General features: G+C 74.4%; 12 protein-coding genes. 6 read left to right on the forward strand and 6 right to left on the reverse strand.

Features of this window, described 5'->3' with window-relative positions; genetic code table 11:
* The first annotated feature begins 30 nt into the window (after nucleotides 1-30).
* Entirely contained in the window at nucleotides 31-918 is an 888-nt protein-coding gene (locus DTL70_RS19705; protein ID WP_114023312.1) for an arylamine N-acetyltransferase family protein, read from the forward strand.
* Here DTL70_RS19705 and DTL70_RS19710 read toward each other — a convergent pair.
* The 5 genes from DTL70_RS19710 to DTL70_RS19730 are packed head-to-tail and all read right to left on the reverse strand — an operon-like array spanning nucleotide 915 to nucleotide 6,574.
* Nucleotides 915-1,844, reverse strand: coding sequence for an NAD-dependent epimerase/dehydratase family protein (locus DTL70_RS19710; RefSeq protein WP_114023313.1), 930 nt, complete (start codon nucleotides 1,842-1,844; stop codon nucleotides 915-917). The two genes, DTL70_RS19705 and DTL70_RS19710, sit on opposite strands and share 4 nt — an antisense overlap.
* Nucleotides 1,841-3,229, reverse strand: coding sequence for a cytochrome P450 (locus DTL70_RS19715; protein WP_220183638.1), 1,389 nt, complete (start codon nucleotides 3,227-3,229; stop codon nucleotides 1,841-1,843). The genes DTL70_RS19710 and DTL70_RS19715 overlap by 4 nt, the downstream gene beginning before the upstream one ends.
* 17 nt (nucleotides 3,230-3,246) lie before the next feature.
* A complete protein-coding gene (locus tag DTL70_RS19720; RefSeq protein WP_114023314.1) occupies nucleotides 3,247-4,740 on the reverse strand; it encodes an AMP-binding protein in 1,494 nt (497 codons plus the stop codon).
* Nucleotides 4,740-5,540, reverse strand: coding sequence for a glycosyltransferase (locus tag DTL70_RS19725; protein WP_245979478.1), 801 nt, complete (start codon nucleotides 5,538-5,540; stop codon nucleotides 4,740-4,742). Before DTL70_RS19725 ends, DTL70_RS19720 begins: the two co-directional genes overlap by 1 nt.
* Nucleotides 5,537-6,574 (reverse strand): 3-oxoacyl-ACP synthase III family protein, encoded by a 1,038-nt coding sequence (locus DTL70_RS19730; protein ID WP_114023315.1) that lies wholly within the window; start codon nucleotides 6,572-6,574, stop codon nucleotides 5,537-5,539. Before DTL70_RS19730 ends, DTL70_RS19725 begins: the two co-directional genes overlap by 4 nt.
* Nucleotides 6,575-6,873: 299 nt before the next feature.
* On the opposite strand from DTL70_RS19730, the gene DTL70_RS19735 reads away from it, so the two are divergent.
* Together DTL70_RS19735 and DTL70_RS19740 are read left to right on the forward strand one after the other, a co-directional pair.
* Entirely contained in the window at nucleotides 6,874-7,263 is a 390-nt protein-coding gene (locus tag DTL70_RS19735) for an effector-associated constant component EACC1 (protein WP_114023653.1), read from the forward strand.
* Entirely contained in the window at nucleotides 7,260-9,299 is a 2,040-nt protein-coding gene (locus DTL70_RS19740; protein ID WP_114023316.1) for a caspase, EACC1-associated type, read from the forward strand. The genes DTL70_RS19735 and DTL70_RS19740 overlap by 4 nt, the downstream gene beginning before the upstream one ends.
* A 95-nt stretch (nucleotides 9,300-9,394) precedes the next feature.
* Here DTL70_RS19740 and DTL70_RS19745 read toward each other — a convergent pair whose 3' ends face one another.
* Nucleotides 9,395-10,096 (reverse strand): PH domain-containing protein, encoded by a 702-nt coding sequence (locus DTL70_RS19745; RefSeq protein ID WP_114023317.1) that lies wholly within the window; start codon nucleotides 10,094-10,096, stop codon nucleotides 9,395-9,397.
* A 268-nt stretch (nucleotides 10,097-10,364) separates the two neighbouring features.
* Between DTL70_RS19745 and deoC the strand changes: the two genes are divergently transcribed.
* From deoC to DTL70_RS19760, 3 genes are read left to right on the forward strand one after another with little or no spacing between them, the layout of a single operon-like run.
* On the forward strand, nucleotides 10,365-11,342 hold the full coding sequence (gene deoC, locus DTL70_RS19750; protein ID WP_114023654.1) for a deoxyribose-phosphate aldolase: 978 nt from the start codon (nucleotides 10,365-10,367) through the stop codon (nucleotides 11,340-11,342).
* Nucleotides 11,343-11,344: 2 nt separating this feature from the next.
* On the forward strand, nucleotides 11,345-12,829 hold the full coding sequence (locus tag DTL70_RS19755) for an aldehyde dehydrogenase family protein (protein ID WP_114023318.1): 1,485 nt from the start codon (nucleotides 11,345-11,347) through the stop codon (nucleotides 12,827-12,829).
* A complete protein-coding gene (locus DTL70_RS19760) occupies nucleotides 12,816-13,724 on the forward strand; it encodes an aldehyde dehydrogenase family protein (protein WP_114023319.1) in 909 nt (302 codons plus the stop codon). The genes DTL70_RS19755 and DTL70_RS19760 overlap by 14 nt, the downstream gene beginning before the upstream one ends.
* Nucleotides 13,725-13,872 lie beyond the last annotated feature (148 nt).

Genomic DNA, 13,872 nt, shown 5'->3' on the forward strand with positions numbered 1-13,872 from the left:
ACGACCACCACGAACGGAGGAGCCCGGCCGATGTGGCACGGCGATCAGCTGGACCTCGACGCCTACCTGGCGCGGCTGGGGTACGCGGGGCGGCGCACCCCCACCCTGGGCACGCTGCGCGCGCTGCACCGGGCCCATGTGCTGACGGTGCGCTGGGGCAACCTGGACTGCCTGCTGCACGGCGATGTCCCGCTCGACCTGGGCACCGTCCAGGACAAGCTGGTGCGCCGCGGCCAGGGCGGCTACTGCTTCGAGCACACCGTGCTCTACGCGGCGGCACTGGAGCGGCTCGGGTTCACCTTCACCGCCGTCTCGGGCCGCCCCCGCATGGGCGCGGACAGGATCCGCCCCGCGACGCACGCGATGGTGCTGGTCACCGTCGAGGGGCGCCGCTGGCTGAGCGACATCGGTTTCGGCACCAGCCCACTGGATGTCATCGAACTGGTGGACGGCAACGAGCCGGCCATCGAGGGGCGCAGGTTCTGGCTGCGGCACACCGAGGTCACCCCGGGAGCCGAGGGCTGGATGCTGCACCAACAAGACGCCGACGGCGGCTGGATGGCGCGCCACACCTTCACCGAGAACCCGCAGTACCCGGCCGACTTCGCGCTCGGCAACCACTTCATCGCCACCAGCTCCCACTCCCCCTTCAACCGCCGCCCCTTCCTCCAGCGGGTACGCCCCGACCGCACCGACCAGCTCGACGGCCTCACCTGGACGACCACCGCCGCCACCGGCCTGGCCCCCGAAGAGGAACGCACCGTCGAACCCTCCGAGCTGCCCGAGCTGTTCGCCGGCCCCTTCGGCATCGACCTGTCCGAGGAGGACGCCCGGCTGCTGGTCGACCACGTCGAACGGGGCACACACGGCGCACACGGCCGACGGCCCGCGGGCCCCGGACGAGGGCGCGTCCGCTAGCCGGCCCGAGGACGGTCCTGGCCGAGATCTTGGGCGTAGTCGGTCAGGGTGCGCTGGGCCGTCCAGCCCTGGCGGCGGGCCCTGGTGACGTCCAGGACGACGCCGCGCGCCAACTGTGCGACGGCGTAGCGGGTCAGCGGCGGCTCGGCGAGGGGACGCCGCCGCGCCAGCCGCTCGGCGGCCGTCGCCGCCGCGCGGGCGAACGCCGCCGGAAGGTGCCCCACACGGGCGTGCACCCCGTGGGCGGCCAGGACCGTGCGGACCGCCTCGTCCCTGCTGTAGGGGACCGGGTCCGCGATGTTGTAGGCGCCCGCCGGCCAACCGGCGGCGGCCAGGCAGGCGTCGGCCAGGTTCTCCACAGCCGTCAGGCTCAGCTGCACGTCGCGGCCGGGCAGCAGCAACAGGCCGCGCCGCACGCGCCCCAGCAGCCGCGGCACCAGGTGCGGGTCCCCCACGCCGTACACCGCGCGGGGCCGCAGCACCACCGCACCGGCGGACAGCGCCAGCGCCTCGCCTTCCGCCTTCGTGCGCCCGTAGGCGTTCAGCTGGGCGCCCACCGGGTGCTCTTCCCGCAGCCGCGCCCGCTCAGGTCCCGGAGCGTAGACGCTGGCGCTGCTCACCCACACCAGGGGCCGGTCTGCCGCGGCCCGGAGCAGGGCCGCCGTCCCCGCGACGTTGACGGCGCGCATCGCCGCCTCGCGCGGCGAGCCCGGCACGGGGTCGCCCACGGCGGCCGCGCAGTGCACCACCGTGTCGGCCCCGCCCAGGTCCGGGGGGCGGCCCAGCGCCGCGTCCCAGTGGACGTGACGGCCGACGGGCCCGGGGCGCCGGCCCACGCACACCACCTCGGCGCCCTGTGCGGCCGCGGCCCTGGCGACGTGGCTGCCGCAGAAGCCGCTCGCTCCGGTGACGGCGATCGTGGTCACGGTTCCTCCCCTGTCAGGCGGGTGGTGCGGTGCTCAGACGGCGGCCCCCAGCCGTGCCCCGGCGGCCCCGGGGCGTACTGCGACGCCGTGCCGCGCCTCCCCTCGGGCACCGTGCCGCGTCTCCCTCCGGGCGTGGTGCCGGTGCGCGGGTCCGCGCGGACGGTGAGCGTGCGCCAGGCGGGGAGGGCCGCTCGGCGGTCGGTGCGGGCGCGGACGACGGCGGGGCGGTACGGGGCCAGTGCGGCCAGCAGGTCGGCGAGCTGTGCCCGCGCCAGCCGCGCCCCCGGGCACGCGTGCGGGCCCGCCCCGAAGACGAGGTGCGCCACGGCGGCCGGGGCCGGAGCGGCGCCGCACGGCGCGTCGCGGTGGGCGCGGACCGCGTGCCGCGCCACCAGGACCAGCCGGTCGCCGCCCCGTACCGGGCGGCCCCCCAGCGTCCCCGGCGCTGCCGCCACCCGCGGCAGCAGCGGCGAGGGCGCCGTCACCCGCAGCAGTTCGCCGACGAGCGCGTCCCGCGTGCGCCGGTCACCGGCCTGCTCCCACAGCCCGGCGTCCGCGCACCAGGCGGCGGCCCTGGGCAGCGCGGCGACCGTCGTGGTGACGGCGGCGACCGCCACCATGGCGCGCAGCCCGTCGCCGGTGCGCCCGTGCGGCTCGGAAGGGTCCGCCGCGCACCGGCCGGACCCCGCGGTGCCCGGCGGACCGGGCAGTGCGCGGTCCTGTGCCAGCAGGGTCTCCAGCCGTGCGGTGGCGCGGGCGGCGGCCCGTGCCGCGCCGGGGCGGCGGGGACCCGGCAGGTGGTCGCGGACGGTGGCTGCCGCCGCTTCGGCCGCGGCCCGCGCGAGCGCCCCCGGCGCGGCGGCGACGCCCAGCAGCGCGCACACCGTGGCTCCCGCCAGCTCGTGGGCCAACGTGGCGAGGTCGGTCTCGCCGCCGGTCGCGAGCGGGGCGAGGTGGCGGGCGATGACCCGCTGCCACACCGGGCGCAGCCGTTCCACGCCCGCGGAGCCGAGGTCGTCGGCGAGGGTGCGCCGGGTGCCTCTGTGCCCGTTGCCCTCCTGGTCGAAGAGTGCGCCTTCGCCCGCGTGTGCGCGTACGGCGCCGCCCGTCGTCCCGGCAGCCGTGCGGTCCAGCGGCAGCCGGGTGAGGGCGTGGCGGTAGGCGTCCGCGTCGTGCACCAGCACGGTGCGGCCCAGCCGGACGACGGGGCGGCGGCGGGCGGCGGCGAGCAGGGCGAACAGCAGCGGGTGCGCGTGGCTGTAGACCCGCCGGTCCCGGCGCCGCGCTGCCCGCACGCCGGATGGCCGGGCGGCCCTGGCCGGTGTGCCGGGGCGGGGCCTGGTGCGCCGCGAGGGGGCGGGGGTGGTCGCGTGTGTGCCTGGCACCGTGGTCTGCCGCCGCCTCATCGGGTGGCCGGCCGGCGGTGGCGCCCCGCGGCCAGCAGCGCGGTCGCCGCACGGTCGGGTTTGCGTGACCGTCCGCTCAGGGGGATGTCGGCGAGCAGCACGCCGTCGGGGCGGGCCGCGCCCATGCGCCGCAGGGGCTCCCGCAGCGCGGCACGCAGCAGCCGGCGGTCGGCGCCGGGGCTGGGCTGGATGACGGCGACGAGCTGTTCGTCCCCGTTCCCCACCGGAACCCCCACGAGCAGCGCGAGATCGACACCGGGCACGTGGAGCGCGGGCTCGTACAGCCCCGGGTAGATGTTCTCCGCGCGCCGCAACACCATGTCCTTCACGCGTCCTTCGAGGACGAGTCGGCCCCGGCCGTCCAGGTGGGCGCGGTCGCCGGTGGCCACCCACGGGTCGGGATCCTCGCCGAGGTAGCGGTGGCGGGCGCCGGGCCCGGACAGGAAGAGTTCGCCCGTCGGTCCCGTCTCGGCCGTGACGCCGGGCAGCGGAGCGCCCAGCAGGTCGCCGTCCCCCTCGTACGCCGCCTTGTCGGCCGCTTCGACGGCGGCCGCGGGGAAGAGTTCGGTGAGCGCGTACACGCCCCAGGCCTCGGATGCTCCGGCCTCCTTCACGCGGCCGAGCAGCGCGGCGCCCGCCGGCGCCGAGCCGGTCCACACCCGCCCGGTGAAGCGGGCGTCCGCCGCGAGGGCGGCCCGCAGCTGCGGCGGCGTCAGGTAGGTGGCCTGCGGGCGCAGCCGGCGCAACTGCCGGGCCAGCAGGCGGGGCCGGCGGGCCGGCAGGGCGACGGGGGCGCCCGCGGCCAGGGACGGTACGAGCACGAAGAACGTTCCGCCGAGTACGGGGCTGCCCGCCGACGGGCGCACCAGGTCGGTGACCGTCGCCATCCCGGCGGCCAGGGACGCGCGGGAGTGGACGACGGCGCGGGGCCGGGAGGTGGTGCCCGAGGTGAAGACGATGACCGCGTCCGCGTCCGCGTCGACGGCGTGGTCCACCGCACGGCGCGGCGCGGCGAGTGAGCCGGTCTCCAGCGCGGGCGCGCACCGGGGCAGCCGGGGCCCGATCGTGGCGAGCGGGCCGCCCAGCCCGGCGAGGTCGGGCAGGGCGAGGTGGGCGCGGCGGGCCAGCGGGCCGGCCCATCCTGCGACGGCCTGCGCGGTGGCGTCCGCGAGCACGAGGTCGGGGCGGGCGAGGGCGAGGCGGGCGCGGAGCACGTCGGGTCCGGCACCGGGGTCGAGCACGGCGGCGCGCAGCCCCAGCCGCCAGGCGGCCAGCAGCACGGCGAGGGCGCGCGGTCCCGGCCGGATGGCGACCCCGAGGGTGGCGCCGGGGCCCAGGCCCCTGCGGTGGAGGGCGGCGGCGTAGCGGTCGGCCAGGCCGGTCAGGTCGCCGCGGGTGGCGCGGACGCGGACGCCGCCCGCGAGGGTGGTGCCCAGCAGCGCAGGCAGGTGCGGGTCGCGGCGCAGCGCGGTGGCAAGGGTGTCCAGCATCAGCGCGGGTCCTCTCCGTGTCGCCCGGGGCCTTTGCCGAGGTACCAGCGGGCGGTGCCGAGCAGTCCGTAGGCGCGCAGCCGCCGGGTCGAGTTGCCGACGACCATGCGGCGCTCGCGGGTGATGGCGGTGGTGTGGCGGCGCACCCGGTTGAGGAAGAGCCGGTCGGTGGGCGAGGGGCGCCGCGGCGCGCCGCCGACCTGCTGGTAGAGGTGCGCGGTGATCGCCATGTTGTTGCCCGCGTGCATCCGGTAGGGCGCCAGGTAGCCGTGGCGGCGCCGGTGCGCGGGCCTGATCCTGCCGAAGAGCGCGGCGAGGCCCACCAGGAGGCGGAAGGCGGCGCGGCCGAGGGGCCCGTGTTCGTCGGCGCGTGCGACGACGCGTCCGCACACCAGACCCGCGCCGCCGCCGAGCGCGGCGCGGGCGGCGGCCGCCCAGCCCGGGTGCGGGAGGCAGTCGGCGTCGGTGCGGGCCAGCGCGGCGGCACCGTGTGCGAGGGCGTACCGGAAGCCGGTGTCCACGGCGCTTCCAACGCCCTTCTCCGGTTCGGTGACGACGTGCACGGGGAACGGCGCCCGCTTCGCGAACCCGCGGGCGAGGCAGGCCGTGTCGTCGGTGGAGGCGTTGTCGACGACGACGAGGGTGAAGTCCGTGTCGGTCTGTGCGGCGAGCGCGTCGAGGGTGCCCGGCAGTCGTGCGGCTTCCTGGTGGGCCGGGACCACGACCCACAGAGGGTGGGCCGCCGGGGCCGGCGCGGTGCCCTGTGCCGCGGCTGCGGGCGCGGCTGCTGTCCGTGTCACGACTTCTCCCAGACCATCGTCATGAGGCTGACGCCGCCGCCGAGCCCGACGAGCAGCACCCGGTCGCCGGGGTCGAGTTGGTCGTGCACCCGGTCGAGCTGGATGCCGAGGGTGGCGCTCGCGACGTTGCCGAGTTCGGGCACGGTCACCACCAGCCGGTCCCACGGCACGCCGGTCAGTTCGGCGAACCGCTCCAGGTAGGGGACCGTCACCTGGTGGACGAGGACGTGCCGGAAGTCGTGCCAGCCGAGGCCGGTGCGGTGGCGCACCCGGTCCAGCACGCAGGTGCCGACCTTCTCGAACACCTCCCGCAGCGCGGCGCCGTCGCCGTGGAAGTAGGTGTGCGCGTCACCGCGCGGATGCCGCGATCCGCCGCCGGCTATGCCACCGACCGCCCAGTGCTCCGAGTGGGTCTCGGTGTCGACGTCGAGGATGCCGCCGGCCGCGACGGGCTCCAGCACCACGGCCGCGCCCGCGTCGCCGAAGGTGTAGCCGGCGAACGCGTCGCGGAACTGGCCGAGGTCGGCCGGGTCGTGGCGCACCGCCCGGCTCGGGGTCTCCCCCGTGACGACCAGCGCCCGGTGGGCCCGTCCCGCCAGCAGCATGGCGCGGGCCAGGTCGATGCCGCCGACGAAGCTGTTGCAGGCGTTGGTCACGTCCAGCGCGTGCGCCCGGGAGCCGAGCGCGTCCTGCACGATGTGCGCGGTGGCGGGTTCGGCCACGTCCCGGGTGGCGGAGGCGAACAGGAGCAGGTCGATGTCGAGCGGGTCGAGTCCGGCCCGGTCGAGCGCGGTGCGTGCGGCCCGGGTGGCGAGTGTGGAGGCGTACTCGTCCTCGGCGGCGATACGCCGGGTCTCGATGCCGGTGACCCGCTCGAACATCCGCTCGGGAAGCGCGAGCCCGCTGTGCGCGGCGACGGTGCGCCGCAGCTGTCCGGAGTCCACGACCCGCTCCGGCAGCGCGGCGGCGACCCCGGTGATCCCCGCCCGCGGCAGGCCGGGCGCCGCGTCCTCGCCGGTGCTGTGTATGCCCATGACACGGAGGCTAGGGAGACCTGACGGCCGCGGACATGAGTGCGCGTACTCAAACCTCTTACGGGGAACGCCTGGTGCGGTGACCACACTCTTGCCCACGAGGCCGACCGGGCACCTGCCCGGGCGCCCCCGGACGCACGCACGGAGCGCACCGGAGGGCCGGGGCCGTGCCAGCGGCTTCGGCCCCGTGCAGCGTCGGGGGCGTGCCGAGCTCCGCAGCGGCGGCATGTCCGGTTTGCAGTACGGAAGGGTGTCACACCAATAGGCTGCCTTGTGAAGGCATGTGGGGGGAGAAGGCCATGACCGCTGGGTTGGAACTGGCGTTTGAGCCGGGTAGTGACACCTTCGCTCTGCACGATCAGCCGTGGCGCGACCAGGTTGCGGACCTTCATGCGACCCTGCGCGAGGAGGTGGGGGCGGTCGTCCGGCGCGGTGTGCCCGCGCCGGGGCAGAAGGGCGCTGTCGACACGACGGTGCTCGCGTTGGGTTCTTCGGGAGCGGTGACGGCCGCAGTGGCGTGCTTCCGAGCCTGGCTGAACCGGGACAAGACCAGAACGCTGACCGTGGCCTGGACCGATGACTCGGGAGCCGAGCAACGCCTGCGGGTCACCGGCGACAATATCGACCAAGCGTCCTTCCAGGCTCTCACCGAGGCTCTTGGCAGCCGGTGCGGGGGCGACGGCCGATGACGGAGAGCCGGCGCTACCGGGGGTTGCTGATCGGCAATGCCGACTACCCTCGCGACCCCCACGCTCTGCCTGCCCTCGAAGGCCCGCTGACCGACATCGTGGAACTGCGCAACGCGCTCGCGGATGAGCAGGCCGGGCTGTTCGACTCCGCCGACCTCGAGGTGTTGCCCGACTACGGCATCCACGACCTGAGGGAGCGGGTCGACGAGCTTTTCACCACCGCGACCCGTGGGGACGTGCTGCTGCTGTACTACAGCGGCCACGGCCAACTCGACGAACGCGGCACCCTCTACCTGTGCGCCAGGGACACCAGAACGGCCGCACTGCGCGCCACCGCACTGAGCGCGATCGAGATCAACAACATCCTCGACGGCTCACCGGCGACCAGCATCCTCATCGTCCTCGACTGCTGCTACAGCGGCGCCTTCAAGGGAGCCACCCCCACGACCCCGGTCGCGGGGAGAGGCCGCTACGTCCTCACCAGCAGCAGATCCACCCAACTCGCCCAGGCGGCCACCCGCCCGGGCCAACCCAGCCCGTTCACCCGGCAACTCGTCCGGGCCCTGCGCAGCGCACCGTCCAGTGCGGGTGCCGAACACCTGACCGTCGTCGAGATCTACCGGCAAGTGCACCACTGGATGACCGCCGACGCCGTCATCGCTCCGCAGTTGCGGTTCGCGGGCGAGGGCGACGTGGCCCTCGCCCGCCGCCCAGCCCCGCCTCCAGCCGCACCACCGCAGAGTGCCGAACCGCCCAGCGCACCGCTCACCCGCGCTCCCCCGCCCGAGAAGTCGCGCCCGTCGAGCGAACCGCTCGCCCGTACCGACACCCTGGTCGTGACCTTTCCCCCGGGCACCCGGCACTCGGGCACGCGGCAGCAGTCGGCCTCCGCGCAGAAGCCGGCCTCTCCTCGCGGTTCCGCCTCTCCGTCACGGTCGGCCGAGCGCAGGACCACCGGGGGCCGCGAGGGCCGAGACGCCCCGCCAGACGCACAGGAGCCGGCCCGGAAACCGGTACCCCGGCGGGCAATCCTCGCCCTCGGGGGCGTTCTCGTGGTGGGCGGCGCGACCGCGGTAGCGCTGCTGCCGGGCAACGACGGAGGGGAGTCCGGAGACGGAGCCACCAAGGAAACAGCGAGCCCTACCGCGAAGAAGGTCACCGTAAAAGCCGCGGGCACCCTCCACTGCCCGGATAATGTCACCTCGGTGGCCTTCAGTCCGGACGGACCGACCGTGGCCACCAACGGCGGTTACGGAAACGCACGCCTGTGGAACATGGAGACGGAGAAGAACACCCGTACCCTCACCAACCTCGGCAACGTCTTTTCCGTGGCGTTCAGTCCGGATGGCGAAATCCTGGCCACCGGCGGCGACAACCACAAAGCAGAGCTGTGGAACGCGAAAACGGGGAAACGCCTGCACACCCTCACAGGGCACAGCGATGCCGTCGCTTCCGTGGCGTTCAGCCCGCAGGGAAAAACCCTGGCCACCGGCGGTCATGACGGGGAGGTGCGGTTGTGGAACGTAGCGACGGGAAAGTCCGCCCACACCTTCCAGGGCCTGAGCAAGGGGGCTGTCTCGGTGGCCTTCAGCCCGGACGGCGGAACCCTGGCCATCGGCATCTGGGACGGCAGAGTGCTGCTGGCGAACCTGAAGGACAAACATTCCGTTGTTACTCTCAAAGGCCACACCGACGCCGTCACCGCGGTGGACTTCAGCCCGGACGGTAAGACCCTGGCCACCGGCAGCTACGACAGCAGCGCGCGGCTATGGAACCTGGAAACGAGAAAGACCCTCCACACCTTCACCAACCGCGCCGATGCCGTCAGTTCGGTGGCCTTCAGTCCGGACAGCAAGCTCTTGGCCGCCGACGGCCATGGTGCTACCGCGCGGCTGTGGAACGTGGAAACAGGGAAGCCCGTCCAGGCCTTCACCAAGCACACCGCTCCCGTCAGGGCGGTGGCATTCCACCCGGACAGGAGAATCCTGGCCACCGGCAGCGACGACAAGACGGTGCGGCTTTGGCGCGTGAGCTGACGTCGCTCTCTCGCGAGCCCGCACCCCGGGTCCGGGCTTCCCCGCGAGCCCGCACCCCGGTCCGGGCACCAGGGGCGGCCGGGGCGCCGCGCGGGTCACTGCGTCGCCAGCAGTACCGCCAGCAGCACGGCGCCCGCCAGCGCGGGGGCGAGGACCTCAAAGGACCAGCGGACGGTGACCTCGCCCTGGGACTTCTCCTTGGCGCCGTGGTCCTCCACCAGCGCCCGCAACTCGTCGATCGCCTGGTCGGAGGGGGCGCGCTTGTCGCTCGCGTCGGCCGCGTCGGCAAGGTCGGGCATCCCGCGTCCGCCGAAGAGCCCGCCGCGCGAGACGGGCGGCCTTCCGGTGGCCACGCGCTCGTTGTGCCGGGTCGCCTTCTTACGGGCCCGCAGCGAGACGGGGATCGACCACAGCTGGTACTTGGTGCCGCCGGCGACGACCTCGCTGGAGTAGCCGGCGCGGATCGTCTCGACCGTGCCCCAGGGAACCTCGACGGTGCGGAAGGGGTTGCGCACCTTCATCCGCCACTCCCCCGCGAAGACGGCGGGCCGCAGCGTGAAGGCGACGACGAGGGGGACGGCGAACAGCAGCCCGGCGAGCGCGAGCCACGGGGTGCGGCCCTCGCCGCCGAAGACGGCGTCACCGGCCAGCCACAGGCCGACGGCGAGCAGCACGATGCCGCCCGCCATTCCGGCGGGCGACCGGTAGACCCGGTCGGGGAATCCCTCTCCCGCGGCTCGGCCCCCGTCGCCCTGGCCCTCGGGGCCGTCGTCCTGGCGCTTGTCCTCGCTCGTCATGCGATCGATTGTGCCCGACCGTCCGCATGGCGGACATTGCGGTACGGCATCGAAACACGCGGCGGAACCGCCCCCGCCGGCTCTGCTGCGCGGCCGCGTCTGGGGACGGCTCCGCGCGCGAGCTGGTCCCGCGGGTCCACGGCTCGTCCTCCCGCCGGCACCGGCCGTTCTCCCGTTGGCGCAGGGCCCTTTCCGTCGGCGTACGGCCCCAGTCCGATTCCGAGGGGTGACACGCGGCTACGCGCGTAGATATGGTGCTGTGGTGAGCATGCCTACCGATGCGGCCCCTCGCGACGCCGGGAGGGGCACCCTTCCCGACGTGACGAGCTCTAACGCCGCTCTCCGCCGCTTCCTGCACGGACTCCCCGGTGTCGACGCGGTCGGGCTGGAAGCCCGGGCAGCGGCACTGGGAACCCGATCCATCAAGACCTCAGCGAAGGCGTACGCGCTCGACCTGGCGATCTCCATGATCGACCTGACGACCCTGGAGGGCGCCGACACCCCGGGCAAGGTCCGCTCCCTGTGCGCCAAGGGCGCGAGCCCCGATCCGAGCGACCGCACGGCGCCGCGCGTCGCGGCCATCTGCGTCTACCCGGACATGGCGGCCACCGCTCGGCGGGCGCTGGACGACGCCGGCGCGGGCGAGATCCACGTGGCGTCCGTCGCCACGGCGTTTCCCGCGGGGCGCGCCGCGCTCTCCGTCAAGCTCGCCGACACCCGCGAGGCGGTGGCGGCCGGAGCGGACGAGATCGACATGGTGATCGACCGCGGCGCCTTCCTCGCGGGCCGCTACCTGCGGGTCTTCGAGGAGATCCGCGAGGTGCGGCAGGCCTGCGGCGACGCGCACCTCAAGGTGATCTTCGAGAACGGCGAGCTGGCCACCTACGACAACATCCGCCGCGCCTCGTGGCTGGCCATGCTCGCGGGCGCCGACTTCATCAAGACCTCCACGGGCAAGGTCGCCGTCAACGCGACGCCGCCGAACACGCTGCTCATGCTGGAGGCGGTCCGCGACTTCCGGGCGGCCACCGGACGGCAGGTGGGCGTGAAGCCGGCGGGCGGCGTCCGGACGGCCAAGGACGCCGTCAAGTACCTGGTGCTGGTCAACGAGACGGCGGGCGGCGACTGGCTCAGCCCCGACTGGTTCCGCTTCGGCGCCTCCAGCCTGCTCAACGACCTGCTGATGCAGCGCCAGAAGCTGACCACGGGCCACTACTCCGGCCCCGACTACGTGACGGTGGACTGAGCATGACCGACAACACCACCCCGCCGAACCCGTCGGCGAGCGCCGCGGCGTCGCAGCTGTTCGCGTACGCGCCCGCGCCCGAGTCCCGTGCCGTCGTCGACCTCGCGCCCTCCTACGGGCTGTTCGTCGACGGCGAGTTCCGCGAGGCCGCAGGGGGCAAGGTCTTCAAGACGCTCTCCCCGGCCACCGAGGAGGTGCTGGCCGAGGTCGCGCACGCCGGTGAGGAGGACGTGGAGGCGGCGGTGCGGGCGGCGCGCGCCGCGTTCGGCCCGTGGTCGGCGCTGCCGGGCACCGAGCGCGCCAAGTACCTGTTCCGGATCGCCCGCGTCATCCAGGAGCGCTCCCGCGAGCTGGCGGTGCTGGAGACGCTGGACAACGGCAAGCCGATCCGCGAGTCGCGCGACGCCGACCTTCCCCTCGTCGCCGCGCACTTCTTCTACTACGCGGGCTGGGCCGACAAGCTCTCCTACGCGGGGCTGGGCCCCGATCCGCGCCCGCTGGGTGTCGCCGCGCAGGTCATCCCCTGGAACTTCCCGCTGCTGATGCTGGCCTGGAAGATCGCTCCGGCGCTGGCCGCGGGCAACACGGTCGTCCTCAAGCCGGCCGAGACGACGCCGCTGTCGGCGCTGTTCTTCGCCGACATCTGCCGCCAGGCCGGGCTGCCCAAGGGTGTCGTCAACATCGTCACGGGTGACGGGGCGACGGGCGCGGCGCTGGTGGCGCACCCCGACGTGAACAAGGTCGCCTTCACGGGATCGACCGCCGTCGGCAGGCAGATCGCCCGCACCGTCGCGGGCACGGACAAGCGCCTCACGCTCGAACTCGGCGGCAAGGGCGCCAACATCGTCTTCGAGGACGCCCCGCTCGACCAGGCGGTCGAGGGCATCGTGAGCGGCATCTTCTTCAACCAGGGCCAGGTCTGCTGCGCGGGCTCCCGGCTGCTGGTCCAGGAGTCGGTGCACGACGAGGTGCTCGACGCGCTCAAGCGCCGGCTGGCGACCCTCCGCGTGGGCGACCCGCTCGACAAGAACACCGACGTCGGCGCGATCAACTCCGCCGAGCAGCTGGCCCGCATCACCGAGCTGGCCGAGGCGGGCGAGGCCGAGGGCGCGGAGCGCTGGTCGGCACCGTGTGAACTGCCCGGCGAGGGCTACTGGTTCGCTCCGACCGTCTTCACCCACGTCAGCCAGGCGCACCGCATCGCGCGCGAGGAGATCTTCGGCCCCGTGCTGTCCGTGCTGACCTTCCGCACGCCGGACGAGGCGGTGGCCAAGGCGAACAACACCCCCTACGGCCTCTCGGCCGGCATCTGGACCGAGAAGGGCTCGCGCATCCTGCAGACGGCCAACCAGCTGCGGGCCGGGGTGGTGTGGGCCAACACCTTCAACAAGTTCGATCCGACCTCGCCGTTCGGCGGCTACAAGGAGTCGGGTTACGGCCGCGAGGGCGGCAGGCACGGTCTGGAGGCCTACCTTGAGCACGCCTGAGACGTCACGGGGGCGGCTGGCCGTCCTGAAGACCTACAAGCTGTACGTCGGGGGGAAGTTCCCCCGCTCCGAGAGCGGCAGGGTGTACGAGGTGACCGCAGCGACATCAGCCGCCGGCGCGGCGGGGAAGGGCCAGTGGCTGGCCAACGCGCCGCTCGCCTCGCGCAAGGACGCGCGGGACGCCGTCGTCGCCGCCCGCAAGGCGTTCGGCGGCTGGTCGGGTGCGACGGCCTACAACCGGGGGCAGGTCCTCTACCGCGTCGCGGAGATGCTCGAGGGCCGCAGGCAGCAGTTCGCCGCCGAGGTGACCGCGGCCGAAGGCCTTTCGAAGGCGAAGGCCCAGGCGGCGGTGGACGCGGCGATCGACCGCTGGGTCTGGTACGCGGGCTGGTCGGACAAGCTCGCCCAGGTGGTCGGCGGCGCCAATCCGGTCGCGGGCCCCTTCTTCAACCTCTCCACCCCGGAGCCGACGGGCGTGGTGGCCGTGCTGGCGCCGCAGCGCTCCTCGCTGCTGGGGCTCGTCTCCGTCCTCGCGCCCGTGCTCGTCAGCGGCAACACGGCGGTGGTCGTCACCTCGCGGAACGCCCCGCTGCCCGCGCTGTCCCTGGCCGAGGTGCTGGCCACCTCCGACCTGCCCGGGGGCGTCGTCAACGTCCTCTCCGGCGACACCGCCGAGCTGGCGCGCCCGCTGGCGGCGCACGCGGACGTCCAAGCCGTAGACCTGGCGGGCGCGGAGGGCGGGTTGGCGGCCGAGCTGGAGGCCGCCGCCGCGGAGAACCTCAAGCGCGTGCTGCGGCCCGCCGCGCAGGATCCGGACTGGTCGGCGCAGCCGGGTCTCGAACGGATGACGGCCTTCCTGGAGACCAAGACCGTCTGGCACCCGGTCGGCGCCTGACGTCCGACGGAGGAGAGGCCCGGAGGAGAAGAACGGAGAAGAGGGGCCGGAGGGCCGTGGCGGCCTCCCCCGGTCCCTCTTTCGTCGCCGCGGCGGCCCAGGCCGGTACGGGAGCGCACGCCCGCGTTTCCGTACCGCGGCGGTGCCG

The organism is Streptomyces diacarni (assembly GCF_003323715.1).
Lineage (GTDB): Bacteria > Actinomycetota > Actinomycetes > Streptomycetales > Streptomycetaceae > Streptomyces > Streptomyces diacarni.